Genomic DNA, 13,595 nt, shown 5'->3' on the forward strand with positions numbered 1-13,595 from the left:
CTGGGAGAACACACCATGAACTGGCAAGACATCTGCGCCCTGGAAGACATCCAGCCGCTGGGCTCGCGCGTGATCGCCGCGCCCCGTGGCGACATCGCCCTGTTCCGCACCGCCGACGACGAAGTCTTCGCCCTCGACGACCGCTGCCCGCACAAGGGCGGGCCGCTGTCCCAGGGCCTGATCTTCGGCAAGCGGGTGGCCTGCCCGCTGCACAACTGGCAGATCGAGCTGGACAGCGGCAACGCCGTGGCCCCGGACGTCGGCTGCGCCCACCGCCACCCGGTGAAGGTGGAGAACGGCCGCGTGCTGCTGGCCCTGAAAGACCTGGCCGCCTGCGCCTGAGGCGGCCGCGACACGGGAGAGCCCCATGAGCGAACGCCAAGTCACCGCCAGCACCTGCTGCTATTGCGGCGTCGGGTGCGGCGTCCTGATCGAGCACGACGGCGAGCGCATCCTCGGCGTGCGCGGCGACCCGGACCACCCGGCCAACCTCGGCCGCCTGTGCAGCAAGGGTTCCAGCCTGCACCTGACCGGCGACCTGGCCGCCCGCGCGCTGCATCCCGAGCTGCGCCTGGGCAAGCAGCTGGCGCGCACCCGGGTGGACTGGGACAGCGCCCTGGAGCACGCCGCCGGGGTGTTCGCCGAAACCATCCGCGAGCACGGCCCGGACAGCGTGGCCTTCTATGTCTCCGGGCAACTGCTGACCGAGGACTACTACGCCTTCAACAAGCTGGCCCGCGCCCTGGTCGGCAGCAACAACATCGACAGCAACTCGCGGCTGTGCATGTCCTCGGCGGTGGTCGGCTACAAGCGCAGCCTCGGCGCCGACGCCCCGCCCTGCTGCTACGAGGACCTGGAGCAGAGCGACTGCGTGCTGATCGCCGGCAGCAACATGGCCTACGCCCATCCGGTGCTGTTCCGCCGGCTGGAGGCGGCCAAGGCGGCGCGGCCGCAGATGAAGGTGATCGTCATCGACCCGCGGCGCACCGACACCTGCGAGCTGGCCGACCTGCACCTGGCGATCCAGCCCGGCACCGACGTGGCGCTGTTCCACGGCATCCTCCACCTGCTGCTCTGGGAAGGCTGGGTGGACCGCGCCTACATCGAGGCGCACACCCAGGGCTTCGACGAGCTGAAGAACCTGGTGCGCGACTACGGCCCGGTGGCGGTGGCGGAAATCTGCGGCATCGCCGTGGAGGACCTGCAACGCTGCGCGCAGTGGATCGGCCATGCGCCGAGCTTCCTCTCGCTGTGGTGCATGGGCCTGAACCAGTCCAGCGCCGGCAGCGCCAAGAACAGCGCGCTGATCAACCTGCACCTGGCCACCGGACAGATCGGCCGTCCCGGCGCCGGGCCCTTCTCCCTCACCGGCCAGCCCAATGCCATGGGCGGCCGCGAGACCGGCAGCCTCGCCAACCTGTTGCCCGGCCACCGCGACGCCGGCGATGCCGCGCACCGCGCCGAAGTCGCGCGGTACTGGGGCGTCGAAGCGCTGCCGGAGCAGCCCGGGCTGACCGCCATCGAGCTTTTCGACGCAGTGCGCGACGGGCGCATCAAGGCCCTGTGGATCGCCTGCACCAACCCCGCGCAATCCCTGCCGGACCAGGCGCGGGTACGCGAAGCGCTCGCAGCCTGCCCCTTCGTGGTGGTGCAGGAAGCCTTCGCCACCAGCGAGACCTGCCGCTACGCCGACCTGCTGCTGCCGGCCGCCAGCTGGGGCGAGAAGGAAGGCACCGTGACCAACTCCGAACGCCGCGTCAGCCACGTGCGCCGCGCCGTGCCGACCCCCGGCGAGGCCCGCGCCGACTGGTCCATCGCCTGCGACTTCGCCCGCCGCCTGGAACGCCACCTGCGCCCCGGCCGGCCGAGCCTGTTCGACTTCGCCGCCCCCCAGGCGCTGTTCGACGAATACCGCCCGCTCACCCAGGGTCGCGACCTCGACCTGGGCGGCATCAGCTACGACCTGCTGGATGCGCGCGGCCCGCAGCAATGGCCGCTGCCTGAAGGCGCCGGCCAGGGCCTGAAGCGCCTCTACGCCGACGGCAACTTCGCCACCGCCAACGGCCGCGCGCGCTTCATCGCCGAGGCCTACCGCGCGCCGAAGGAACGCCGCGAGGCGCGCTTCCCGCTGATCCTCAACACCGGCCGGCTGCGCGACCAGTGGCACGGCATGACGCGCACCGGCACCGCCGCCAGCGCCTTCGGCCACGTCGAGGAAGCCTGCCTGGGCCTGCACCCGGCGGAACTGCGCCGGCGGCGCCTGGAAGACGGCCAGCTGGTGCGCCTGAGCAGCCGCCGCGGCAGCCTGGTGCTGCCGGTGCAAGCCGACGACGGCCTGCTGCCCGGCCAGGCCTTCCTGCCCATGCACTGGGGCGAACGCTTCCTCAACGGCCTGGGGGTGAACGCCCTGACCCTGCCGGCCTTCGACCCGCTGTCGCGGCAGCCGGAACTCAAGCACGCCGCCGTGGAAGTCGCCGCCGTGGCGCTGCCCTGGCGGTTCTATGCGCTGGTCGAAGGCGACCTGCAACAACGCTTCGAGGCGCTGCGCCCGCTGTTCGACGGCCTGGACTACGCCAGCTTCACCCTGGCCGGCCGCGAGCGCCCTGCCCTGCAGGTGCGCGCCGCCGCCAGCGCGGCACCGGACGCCGCCTGGCTGCAGCAGGTCGATGCGCTGCTCGACCTGCTCGACGGCCCGGTGCTGGCCTACGACGACCCGCGCCGCGTCCAGGGCAAGCGGGTGCGCCTGGAAGACGGCCGCATCGCCGGCCTGCGCCTGGCCGGCAGCGGCATCGCCAGCGACTGGCTCAAGGCGCTGTGGCTGTCCGGCGAAAGCGACGCCGACCTGCGCCGCAAACTGCTCGCCCCGCCCGGCGCGCAGGTCGCCGCGGCCAGCGACAAGACCTTGTGCAACTGCAGGAACGTGCGCCTGAGCCAGGTGCGCGAAGGCATCGTCCGCGGCCTGGACCTGGACGGCCTGAAGCGCGAACTGGGCTGCGGCAGCCAATGCGGTTCCTGTGTTCCCGAAATACGGCGGTTGCTGGCCAGCGAAGCCGGCGCCCTCGCCGCCAACGCCTGAGGAGAGAGAAGATGAGTGGAAAAGTCTGGCTGGTCGGCGCCGGTCCCGGCGACCCGGAGCTGCTGACGCTGAAGGCCGTGCGCGCGCTGTCCGGCGCGCAGGTGGTGCTGATCGACGACCTGGTCAACCCGCAACTGCTGGAGCACTGCCCCGGCGCCCGGGTGGTGCGCGTGGGCAAGCGCGGCGGCTGCCGCTCCACGCCCCAGGACTTCATCCAGCGCCTGATGCTGCGCTACGCCCGCCAGGGCCTGTGCGTGGTGCGCCTGAAAGGCGGCGATCCGTGCATCTTCGGCCGTGGCGGCGAGGAAGCGGCCTGGCTGGAGGCCCGTGGCATCGCCTGCGAGCTGGTCAACGGCATCACCGCCGGGCTGGCCGCCGCCACCTCCTGCGGCATACCCCTGACCCTGCGCGGCATCAGCCGCGGCGTCAGCCTGGTCACCGCGCACACCCAGGACGACAGCGAGCCGAACTGGCCGGCGCTGGCCCAGTCCGGCACCACCCTGGTGATCTACATGGGCGTGGCGCGCCTGGCGGAAGTCCGCGACGGCCTGCTGGCGGGCGGGATGCGCCGGGGCATGCCGGTGGCGATGATCGAAAACGCCTCGCTGCCCCGGCAGCGCGAATGCCGCAGCACTCTGGGTGCAATGCTCGACGACGCCACCGCCTTCGGCCTGCGCAGCCCGGCCATTCTGGTGATCGGCGAAGTGGCCGCCGAGGCCGCGCTGGAGCTGGCGCGCAGCGCCTGAACGACTGTTCCGAGACGTAGGGCGGATAACCGTTCGCGGTTATCCGCCGTTGGCCAGTGCGCCGATGCCATCATGACTGTAGGAGCGAGCTTGCTCGCGAATGGGGTTTCTCGGTGGCGTAGGTGCTGGGTTCAAGAGCACCCTCACCCCAGCCCTCTCCCGGAGGGAGAGGGGGCCGTTCGGAGTGGGTGGGGAGTTTGGAGTCGTCCTGATACTCCTCACTCCCCCCGTTGCTCCTGCGCGGGAACGTAGGGCGTATAACCGTTCGCGGTTATACGCCGTTGGCCAGTACGCCGATGCCATCAGGGCTGTAGGAGCGAGCTTGCTCGCGAACGGAGTTTCCCGGTGGCGTCGGTGCCGGGTTCTAGAGCGCCCTCTCCCCAACCCTCGGCTGCGCGCCCCGCCCTGAAGGGAGAGGGGGCCGTTCGGAGTGGGTGGGGAGTTTGGAGTCATCCCGGAACACCTACCTCCTCCCGTCATTCCCGAGAACGCGAACCCTGGGTTCGCGAGCAAGCTCGCTCCTACGAAAAGCCAAAGCGCATTCGCTCTGGCTTTTGGACTTCCAGAGAAATACCCGAGCGCACCGGAACGCCCCTTCAGAAGGCCGAGCGAAACCGGCGCTCAGGAGGTCATGCGACATGGATGTCGCGAGAGCCCCGATGGGCTACAGGGACGTACCCTCGGGGCGGGCCTCCGTGGCGGGGGAATTCGCGAGGGTAGCCCGGCTCCATCGGGCCCGTATGTCGGGGCAAGCCTTTTTGGTTCCTTTTGTGGCGTTTGACAAAAGGGACTCGCCCGAGGGGGCGAAACAAGAAACGTCCGAGCACGCCGAAGCGGCGCAAACACACCCAAACAAGAAGTCTCTGGGTTATTCCCCCTCGGGCCAGCGCAAGCGCTGTTCGCGATGAAGCCGCGTCCCGCGTTCGCGGGAATGACGAGATTAGGTTGGGTGCAAGGGCTCGCAAGCGAATCCATAGCCCCATCCCAACCACCTAAACGAGCTTTTCCCCAGACAAAGAAAAACCCGGCCTAGGCCGGGTTTTTCCTGGAACTCAGACCGATTACTGCTGCTTGGCCTGGGCTTCCACTTCGGCTTCTACGCGACGGTTGACGGCGCGGCCTTCAGCGGTGCTGTTGTCAGCAACCGGACGGCTCTCACCATAACCAACGGCGTTCACGCGGCCGCCTTCCACACCGTACTCGTTGACCAGCACGTCACGAACGGCGTTGGCACGACGCTCGGACAGTTTCTGGTTGTAGGCGTCGGTGCCGACGGAGTCGGTGTGGCCTTCAACGGTGGTGGAGGTGGACGGGTACTGCTTCATGAAGTCAGCCAGGTTCTTGATGTCAGCGTAGCTGTTCTCTTTGACCTTGGACTTGTCGAAGTCGAACTTGACGTCCAGCTGGACGCGGACGACTTCAGCGACGGCCGGGCAGCCGTTGGCGTCAACGGTGACGTTGGCCGGGGTGTTCGGGCACTTGTCGACGTTGTCGCAGACGCCGTCGTGGTCTTCGTCGGAGCAGACTTCAGCGACCGGCTCCGGAGCCGGGGCCGGCTTGGCGCCGCCACCGAAGTTCATGCCGACGCCGACGCCAGCCATCCACTCGCCCTGGTGACCGTTGTCACGCTTCTCCAGGCCGTACTGGCCGTCGAGGCTGGCCTTGGCGAAGAAGTTCTCGGTGAAGTAGTACTTCAGGCCGGCGCCGATGTTGGCCATGGTCAGGTTCTGACGGCCGCCGTTCTCGCTGTTGACGTTGGTCAGGCTCTGGTGACCGATGCCGGCGGAAACGTACGGACGCAGGCCGACACCCGGGGTACCGAAGTGGTAGATGGCATCCAGGGAAGCCAGGTTGCCATGGACCTTCTTGTTGCCGGACTCGTAGGTGCCACGAATGTCGTGGTATTCACCGTAGGAGAGCGCCAGCTCGACGTCGTCGGTCAGGAAGTAGCCGACGGAACCGCCGTAGAGGTCCCCGTTCTTCATGTTGCGGGTGCTGTCAGTGAAGTAGCGCTTGCCGAAGGCTTCGGCTTCGACTGCGCCTTGGCCTTGAGCGAAAGCATTCACGGCGGAAGCAGCGATCATGGAGCCGATCACGACGCCCAGGGTGTTCTTCAGTTTCATCCGTTAAATCCCCATCTTGGTGGTCAGTAAGCCGATGACCGCCGACAAAAGGCAGGCCATACAACTTGCGGGCAAGTTTATCAGAACTTGCGAATTAGAGAGACAACATTTACCCAACTATGTTTCGGATATGCCCGAAAACTTTTCGCGCAGCCGATCCAGTGCACGCTTGTATCGCATCTTGGTCGCACTCAGGCCCATGTGCATGATGTCGGCGATCTCCTGGAATTCGAGCTCTGCGACAAATCGTAGCACCAGAATTTCCCGATCGATGGGATTGACATGTACCAGCCATCGGTCCAGGCCGCCTCGCTCCTCGACCTTCGGCGCCTTCTCCTCGGAAGCCTCCTCGAGCGGGTCCAGGCTCAGCGCATCGAGCAGCCGGCGCTTTCGTCTTTCCTTGCGATATTGGGTTATGCACTCGTTGTAAGTGATGCTGTACAACCAAGTTTTGAACTTCGATTTGCCCTCGAAGTTCTTCAATCCATACAGCACCTTGAGCATCACTTCCTGGCACACGTCGTCGGCATCCCGATCGTTGCCCAGATAGCGCGCGCAGACGTTGAACAGCGTGCGCTGGTATCGGCGCATCAGCTCCTCGTACGCCCGGGTGACGTGGAACAGCTCGTCATGGGCGCGCTCCACCAGCTCCTCGTCGGTCAGCTGGCGCGGGTCGTAGCGCTGGGACAATGATTGCGGCTTGTTCAAGTCGGGTTCGGGCCAGGTCATGTCGGCCGCCGACGCGGCTTACGCGAAGCGGCGTCGGCGTTGCACGGGATCATCTCAGCGGCTGGTCACACGGCGCTCGAGGAGCACGCGGTTGGCAATGGACACCAACTCGCCCTCATCGGTCATCAGAATAGTCTTGATGGTGCCGATTTCTTCGATGATGCCTTCGACATCGTCCACTTTCACCTCTTGCCCGACCTGGTACAGCTCGCGCACGTAGATGCCGGCGATGATCTGCCCGGCGATCTCCCGGCTGCCCAGGCCCAGGGCCAGGGCGGCGGCGAGGCCGACGGTGATCAGCACGATGGCGATGATGTAGTTGAGCAGGTCGGTCTTGACCTCGAGCTGGCCGACGGCCACCGAGATGCTGATGATGATCACCAGCCACTGAGCCACGCGCCCCAGGCCGCCGGCGTATTCCAGGCCCACGCCCTCGGCGGCGCCGCGCACCACGCTGTTGAGCAACTGCGCCAGGAGCACGCCGACGATCAGCACCAGGGCCGCGCCGAACACCTTGGGCAGGTACAGGGCGAGCACGTCGAGGGTGGCGGAGACGCGCTGCAGGCCCAGGGACTCGGCGGCGGAGACCAGGAACACCAGCAGCACGAACCAGTAGACGATCTTGCCCACCAGGGTCGAGACCGGCACCTGGATGCCGATGCGGGCCATCAGCTTGGTCAGGCCGGTGCCGCCCATCAGGCGGTCCAGGCCGAGCTTGGCCAGCAGCTTGGACAGCAGGGCGTCGAGCAGCTTGGCCACGACGAAGCCCAGCAGCACCACCACCAGGGCGCCGAGCAGGTTCGGGATGAACCCGGCGAGCTTGCCCCACAGGGTGTTCATGGCGGTGAGCAGGCTTTGCGTCCAGATATCGAATTGCATCTTCAGTCGGCCTTGTCAGCGGAAGGGGCGGAATTCTGCGGGCGCCGGGACACCGGCGCAAGGTGGGCGGCGCCGCGGCTCACGCCCAGGCTCAGGGCTTGCAGCCAGTGGCCCATGAGGCTGAACAGGTCGCCGGCGCCGACCTGGCGGTTGGCGGTCTTCAGCACGCGACCCAGGCGCGCGTCTTCCTCCGGCTCCTGGTCCGGCATGCGCAGCAGGTTGCGCAGGGATTCTTCGAACGGATCGTGCATGCACAGCTCTCCTTCGTGTGCTGCCTTGACGCAGCCACACCCCCACAAGTCACATCAGAGCCAGCGCAGGCGGCGGAAGATCCACCACTGGGTCGCGGCGATCACGGCCATCAGCAGGCAGGCCATGGCGAAGCCGTGCGGCGCGCTGGAGCCCGGAATCCCGCCTACGTTGATGCCCAGAAGCCCGGCCACGAAACTCATGGGCAGGAAAAAGCCGGTGATGATACCAAGAATGTACATGGTCTTGTTCATCCGCTCGGTGATCCGCCGGTGCTCGGCCTCCTGGATCAGCGAGATGCGCTCGCGCACCAGCTCCAGTTCCTCGAGGTTGCGCGTCAGGCGGTTGTACAGCTCGTTCCAGTAGTCGGCGTCGTCGCCCAGCGTCCAGGACAGCTTGATCCGCGTGAGCTGCGAGTAGATGTCGCGCTGCGGCGCCAGGTAGCGCCGCAGGCCCGCGGAGCGCCGGCGCAGGGCGCGCAGCTCGGCCTGGTCGGGCACGTTGCGCTCGTCTTCCTCGATGGCCTCCTCCATGGCGTCGAGTTCGTCGGCCAGGCCGCCGATCAGGGTATCGATGCGGTCGGTGAGGTAGTGCGCCAGGCTCAGCACCAGCTCCGAGGCGTTCTTCGGGCCGCGCCCGGCGGCCAGGTCCTGGCGCAGGTCGGCCACTGCCTTGAGCGGGCGCAGGCGCAGGGAGATCACCCGCTGCTTCTCGGCGAACACCCGCAGCGAGACCATGTCCTCGGGCACCGCGCCGGGGTTGAGGTTGACGCCGCGCAGGAACAGCAGCAGGCGCTCGGCGCCCAGGTCCAGCAGGCGCGGGCGGGTCGCCTCCTCCAGCAGGAGGTCGCAGGTGAATTCGTTCAACCCGCTGGAGTCGCGCAGCCAGGACTGCGCCTCGGGGACGCCGCGGTCCCAGTGCACCCAGAGGCTTTCCTCGGGCTTGAGGTCCAGCAGCGGCAGTTCGCTGCGGGAAATCTGCCGGCCGCCGCCGTGGCCATCGAGGACGTAGCCGTAGATCAGCCCACGCTCGGTGCCGCTTTCGTATTGCTGCATCGCCTGTTCCATGAAGTGCCAGAGATGCCGGGCGCCGCCGGCAGGTGCGGTCATTGACCGGCGAAGGCGCCCGGCGTTCAGCTCACTCGGGCATTTTCAGGGCCTGGGGGGAGACGATGATGCCGTTGTTGTCGGCGTAGACGAACTCGCCCGGGCGGAAGGTGACGCCGCCGAAGGTCACGGCCACGTTGAGGTCGCCGATGCCGCGCTTGTCGGTCTTCATCGGGTGGCTGGCCAGGGCCTGCACGCCCAGGTCGGTCTGCGCGATCACGTCGACGTCGCGGATGCAGCCGTAGACCACGATGCCTTCCCAGCCGTTCTTCGCCGCCTTCTCGGCCAGCATGTCGCCCAGCAGCGCGCGGCGCAGCGAGCCGCCGCCGTCGACCACCAGCACCTTGCCCTTGCCGTCCTTGTCCACCTGCTCCTTGACCAGCGAGTTGTCCTCGAAGCACTTGATGGTGACGATCTCGCCGCCGAAGGAGTCGCGACCGCCGAAGTTGCTGAACATGGGCTCGACGACCTGGACCAGGTCGGGATAGGCATCGCACAGATCAGGGGTGACGTATTGCATGGAGAGACTCCTTGGAGTGTCGGGATGAACCTGCGGCGGACCGGCGGAGCGGCGATGAAGCCCGGAATGACCGGAACCCGGCTTGGCGTCACAGTCTAGCGACTGTCACGCCATCCGCCTACGCCCGCCGCCCTGCCCCGCGGCTTGGCGCCTTTCGCCGGGAGGCACGCGTAGGGCGCATAACGCCTACGGCGTTATCCGCCGTTTGGCCTTGATTGCCGGCGGCGCCAGGGTTGACCTGGGCGTTGGCCATGGCCTCGGTGCAGCGGCGGATAACCGCGAACGGTTATTCGCCCTACGCCGCCCCACTGCACCATTCCCCTGCGCGCGAATCGCGGGCAGGGCCCGCTACAGCCCGCCGGATGGCACGGTATTCCTCCCCCCGTAGGAGCGGACCTTGTCCGCGATAACCGGACGTCCCGCGCGAATCGCGGATAAGATCCGCTCCTACGCCGCCCCACCCGCGTCATTCCCCTGTAGGAGCGCGCCCTGCGCGCGAAATCGCGGGCAGGGCCCGCTACAGCTCGCCGGATGGCACGGTATTCCTCCCCCCGTAGCGGACCTTGTCCGCGATAACCGGACGTCCCGGCGCGGATCGCGGATAAGATCCGCTACGCTGCCCCACCCGCGTCATTCCCCTGTAGGAGCGCGCCCTGCGCGCGAAATCGCGGGCAGGGCCCGCTCCTACGAAAAGCACCTCGGCGCAGCCTGTAATCCTACGGGTTGCCGGGAGGCAGGGCCTGGTGCTGCAGCCAGTGCAGGACCCGCGGCCAGACCTCGCGCTGGGCGCTCTTGCTCACCAGCATCTCGACGTGCCCGAAGTTTTCCGAAAAGCCCTGCCGGCGCCCCAGGCAGAGGTATTCGCGGACTTCCGAGCCGAACTGCTCGAACAGCTTGCGGCAGGCCCGGGGCGGGTCCTGGCGGTCGCCCTCGGCGCTGACCGCCAGCACCGGCGCCGTCACCTTGGCCAGGCCGCCCCACCAGTCGTTGTCGCGTTCGCCGAAGCGGCCGAACAGGCCGTACCAGCGCAAGGCCTCCAGGGCCAGGCCGATGGGCTCGTCCTCCGGGCCGCGGCGCAGGCGCGGGCCGGGGATCACGCCCATGCGCTTGAGCAGCAGGCGCCCGCTCCAGGCCACCGGCGGCAGCTTCAGCGCCCAGTAGTCGCGGCTGACCTGGCTGCCGAACAGGGCCACGCTGGCCACCTGCTCCGGCGCCAGGTAGCCGCCGCCGAGGGTCGCCGCCAGGCTGATGCCGCCCAGGGAATGGCCGATCCAGTGCGGCGCCTGGCCGCTCTGCTCGACGACGAAGGCGGCGATGGCCGGCAGGTCGAAGCGCGCGTAGGCGGCGACGCTGTTGCGCGAATAGTCGAGGTTGCGCGGCGACAGGCCGTGGCCGCGCATCTCCGGTATCCACACGTCGAAGCCGGCGCGCGCCAGGTACGGCCCCAGGCCGATGCCCTTGGGCGAGTACCAGAAGCGCCGGTTGGAGAAGCTGCCGTGCACCAGGATCACCGGTACGCCACGCTGCTCGCGGCCCGGCAGGCCCAGGCGGGTCAGCGCCAGCTCGACGCTGGGGTCCGGGCTGTTGTTGGGTTTCAGGCGGTAGACGTCCTCGGTGAGGTCGCCACGCAGTTCGGCGCTGACGAGCGCCACGGGAAAGAGTCGGCTACTGCTGTGCATGTCGTTGGATGGGCTGGCACGAAAAAGGGCGGGTGCAAGCACCCGCCCTTCCTGAACCCGCAGGTTCGGTTGGCGTCAGGCCTGGCCTTCGGCCAGGAAGAACCAGGTGTCGAGCACCGAGTCGGGGTTCAGCGAGACGCTCTCGATGCCCTGCTCCATCAGCCACTTGGCCAGGTCCGGGTGGTCCGAGGGGCCCTGGCCGCAGATGCCGATGTACTTGCCGGCCTTGTTGCACGCCTGGATAGCGTTGGCCAGCAGCTTCTTGACCGCCGGGTTACGCTCGTCGAACAGGTGCGCGACGATGCCCGAGTCGCGGTCCAGGCCGAGGGTCAGCTGGGTCAGGTCGTTGGAGCCGATGGAGAAGCCATCGAAGAACTCCAGGAACTCCTCGGCCAGCAGGGCGTTGGACGGCAGTTCGCACATCATGATGACCTTCAGGCCGTTCTCGCCGCGCTTCAGGCCGTTGGTGGCCAGCAGTTCGACCACCTGGGAAGCCTCGCCGAGGGTGCGCACGAAGGGCACCATCAGCTCGACGTTGGTCAGGCCCATCTCGTTGCGGACCTTCTTCATCGCCCGGCATTCCAGCTCGAAGCAATCGCGGAAGGATTCGCTGATGTAGCGCGAGGCGCCGCGGAAGCCGAGCATCGGGTTCTCTTCTTCCGGCTCGTAGAGCTTGCCGCCGATCAGGTTGGCGTACTCGTTGGACTTGAAGTCCGACAGGCGCACGATGACCTTCTTCGGCCAGAAGGCCGCGGCCAGGGTGCTGACGCCCTCGACCAGCTTCTCGACGTAGAAGCCCACCGGGTCGTCGTAGCCGGCGATGCGCTTCTCGACGCTTTCCTTGATGTCGGCCGGCAGGCTGGCGAAGTTCAGCAGCGCCTTGGGGTGCACGCCGATCATGCGGTTGATGATGAATTCCAGGCGGGCCAGGCCCACGCCCTCGTTGGGCAGTTGGGCGAAGTCGAAGGCGCGGTCCGGGTTGCCGACGTTCATCATGATCTTGAACGGCAGCTCGGGCATGGCGTCGACCGAGTTCTGGCGCACGTCGAAGCCCAGCTGGCCTTCGTAGATCAGGCCGGTGTCGCCTTCGGCGCAGGATACGGTGACCTGCTGGCCGTCCTTCAGCACGGCGGTGGCGTTGCCGCAGCCGACCACGGCCGGGATGCCCAGTTCACGGGCGATGATCGCCGCGTGGCAGGTACGCCCACCGCGGTTGGTGACGATGGCGCTGGCGCGCTTCATCACCGGCTCCCAGTCCGGGTCGGTCATGTCGGAGACCAGCACGTCGCCGGGCTGCACCTTGTCCATCTCGGAGACGTCGTGGATGACCTTCACCGGGCCTGCGCCGATGCGCTGGCCGATGGCGCGGCCTTCCACCAGGACCTTGCCCTTCTCCTTGAGCAGGTAGCGCTCCATCACGGTGGCGCTGGAACGGCTCTTCACGGTTTCCGGGCGGGCCTGGACGATGTACAGCTTGCCGTCGTCGCCGTCCTTCGCCCATTCGATGTCCATCGGGCGCTGGTAGTGCTTCTCGATGATCAGCGCCTGCTTGGCCAGTTCGGTGACCTCGGCGTCGGACAGGGCGAAGCGCGCGCGGTCGGCCTTCTCCACGTCGACCACCTTGACCGACTTGCCGGCCTTGGCTTCGTCGCCGTAGATCATCTTGATCGCCTTGCTGCCCAGGTTGCGGCGCAGGATCGCCGGGCGGCCGGCTTCCAGGGTGGGCTTGTGCACGTAGAACTCGTCGGGGTTCACCGCGCCCTGCACCACGGTCTCGCCGAGGCCGTAGGCGCCGGTGATGAACACCACGTCACGGAAGCCGGACTCGGTGTCCAGGGTGAACATCACCCCGGCGGTGCCGGTTTCCGAGCGGACCATGCGCTGCACACCGGCGGACAGGGCGACCAGCTTGTGGTCGAAGCCCTGGTGCACGCGGTAGGCGATGGCACGGTCGTTGAACAAGGAGGCGAAGACTTCCTTGGCCGCGCGGATCACGTTGTCCACGCCGCGGATGTTCAGGAAGGTCTCCTGCTGGCCGGCGAAGGAGGCGTCCGGCAGGTCTTCGGCGGTGGCCGAGGAACGCACGGCCACGGCCATGTTGTCGTTGCCGCCGGCCATCTCGGCGAAGGCCTTGCGGATGTCGGCGTCCAGCTGGGCGGGGAACTCGGCGTCCATCACCCACTGGCGAATCTGCGCGCCGGTCTTGGCCAGGGCGTTGACGTCGTCGACATCGAGGGCGTCCAGGGCGGCGTGAATGCGGTCGTTCAGGCCACTCTGCTCGAGGAAGTCACGGTAGGCCTGGGCGGTGGTGGCGAAACCACCGGGAACCGAAACCCCAGCACCGGCGAGGTTGCTGATCATTTCGCCCAGGGATGCGTTCTTGCCCCCCACACGTTCGACATCATGGACGCCGAGCTTATCGAGGGAAACTACGTACTCTACCAAGGTGATCTCTCCACTGAATGTTGGAAAAGCTCAAACGGGCCAC

Annotated in this window: 11 protein-coding genes; 3 read left to right on the forward strand and 8 right to left on the reverse strand. The window is 67.5% G+C overall.

What is annotated here, in order from left to right; all coding sequences use genetic code 11:
- Positions 1-15 precede the first annotated feature (15 nt).
- Genes nirD through cobA form a run of 3 tightly spaced genes read left to right on the forward strand, consistent with a single transcriptional unit; the run spans position 16 to position 3,822 of the window.
- Positions 16-342, forward strand: a complete 327-nt coding sequence (gene nirD, locus PcP3B5_RS19085; protein ID WP_009618737.1) for a nitrite reductase small subunit NirD — start codon at positions 16-18, stop codon at positions 340-342.
- A gap of 25 nt (positions 343-367) precedes the next feature.
- Positions 368-3,076: a nitrate reductase gene (locus PcP3B5_RS19090; RefSeq protein ID WP_061562141.1), complete on the forward strand. Its 2,709-nt coding sequence runs from the start codon at positions 368-370 to the stop codon at positions 3,074-3,076.
- A gap of 11 nt (positions 3,077-3,087) precedes the next feature.
- Positions 3,088-3,822 carry a uroporphyrinogen-III C-methyltransferase gene (cobA, locus tag PcP3B5_RS19095; protein ID WP_061562142.1) on the forward strand — a complete coding sequence of 245 codons (735 nt, stop codon included), beginning with the start codon at positions 3,088-3,090 and terminating at the stop codon, positions 3,820-3,822.
- A gap of 1,061 nt (positions 3,823-4,883) precedes the next feature.
- On the opposite strand, the gene PcP3B5_RS19100 is transcribed toward cobA, so the two are convergent.
- From PcP3B5_RS19100 to ppsA, 8 genes are all read right to left on the reverse strand, one after another.
- Complete coding sequence (locus PcP3B5_RS19100) at positions 4,884-5,945, reverse strand: OmpA family protein (RefSeq protein ID WP_009618731.1); 1,062 nt, start codon at positions 5,943-5,945, stop codon at positions 4,884-4,886.
- Between the two features lie 117 nt (positions 5,946-6,062).
- Entirely contained in the window at positions 6,063-6,653 is a 591-nt protein-coding gene (sigX, locus tag PcP3B5_RS19105) for an RNA polymerase sigma factor SigX (protein ID WP_061563298.1), read from the reverse strand.
- Positions 6,654-6,728: 75 nt separating this feature from the next.
- Positions 6,729-7,553: a mechanosensitive ion channel family protein gene (locus PcP3B5_RS19110; protein ID WP_009618727.1), complete on the reverse strand. Its 825-nt coding sequence runs from the start codon at positions 7,551-7,553 to the stop codon at positions 6,729-6,731.
- A 2-nt stretch (positions 7,554-7,555) separates the two neighbouring features.
- Positions 7,556-7,804, reverse strand: coding sequence for a hypothetical protein (locus PcP3B5_RS19115; RefSeq protein WP_009618725.1), 249 nt, complete (start codon positions 7,802-7,804; stop codon positions 7,556-7,558).
- Positions 7,805-7,858: 54 nt separating this feature from the next.
- A complete protein-coding gene (locus PcP3B5_RS19120; RefSeq protein WP_009618723.1) occupies positions 7,859-8,857 on the reverse strand; it encodes a zinc transporter ZntB in 999 nt (332 codons plus the stop codon).
- An 82-nt stretch (positions 8,858-8,939) separates the two neighbouring features.
- On the reverse strand, positions 8,940-9,428 hold the full coding sequence (gene rraA / locus PcP3B5_RS19125; RefSeq protein WP_009618721.1) for a ribonuclease E activity regulator RraA: 489 nt from the start codon (positions 9,426-9,428) through the stop codon (positions 8,940-8,942).
- Between the two features lie 716 nt (positions 9,429-10,144).
- Entirely contained in the window at positions 10,145-11,107 is a 963-nt protein-coding gene (locus tag PcP3B5_RS19130; protein WP_061562143.1) for an alpha/beta fold hydrolase, read from the reverse strand.
- 75 nt (positions 11,108-11,182) lie between these two features.
- A complete protein-coding gene (gene ppsA, locus PcP3B5_RS19135; RefSeq protein ID WP_009618717.1) occupies positions 11,183-13,552 on the reverse strand; it encodes a phosphoenolpyruvate synthase in 2,370 nt (789 codons plus the stop codon).
- Positions 13,553-13,595: the final 43 nt, after the last annotated feature.

The sequence above is a fragment of the Pseudomonas citronellolis genome (assembly GCF_001586155.1).
Lineage (GTDB): Bacteria > Pseudomonadota > Gammaproteobacteria > Pseudomonadales > Pseudomonadaceae > Pseudomonas > Pseudomonas citronellolis.

Coding starts and splice junctions, on each gene's coding strand:
- nirD (WP_009618737.1), top strand. CDS start 16: ATGAACTGGCAAGACATCTGCGCCCTGGAAGACATCCAGCCGCTGGGC.
- PcP3B5_RS19090 (WP_061562141.1), top strand. CDS start 368: ATGAGCGAACGCCAAGTCACCGCCAGCACCTGCTGCTATTGCGGCGTC.
- cobA (WP_061562142.1), top strand. CDS start 3,088: ATGAGTGGAAAAGTCTGGCTGGTCGGCGCCGGTCCCGGCGACCCGGAG.
- PcP3B5_RS19100 (WP_009618731.1), bottom strand. CDS start 5,945: ATGAAACTGAAGAACACCCTGGGCGTCGTGATCGGCTCCATGATCGCT.
- PcP3B5_RS19110 (WP_009618727.1), bottom strand. CDS start 7,553: ATGCAATTCGATATCTGGACGCAAAGCCTGCTCACCGCCATGAACACC.
- PcP3B5_RS19115 (WP_009618725.1), bottom strand. CDS start 7,804: ATGCACGATCCGTTCGAAGAATCCCTGCGCAACCTGCTGCGCATGCCG.
- PcP3B5_RS19120 (WP_009618723.1), bottom strand. CDS start 8,857: ATGCAGCAATACGAAAGCGGCACCGAGCGTGGGCTGATCTACGGCTAC.
- rraA (WP_009618721.1), bottom strand. CDS start 9,428: ATGCAATACGTCACCCCTGATCTGTGCGATGCCTATCCCGACCTGGTC.
- PcP3B5_RS19130 (WP_061562143.1), bottom strand. CDS start 11,107: ATGCACAGCAGTAGCCGACTCTTTCCCGTGGCGCTCGTCAGCGCCGAA.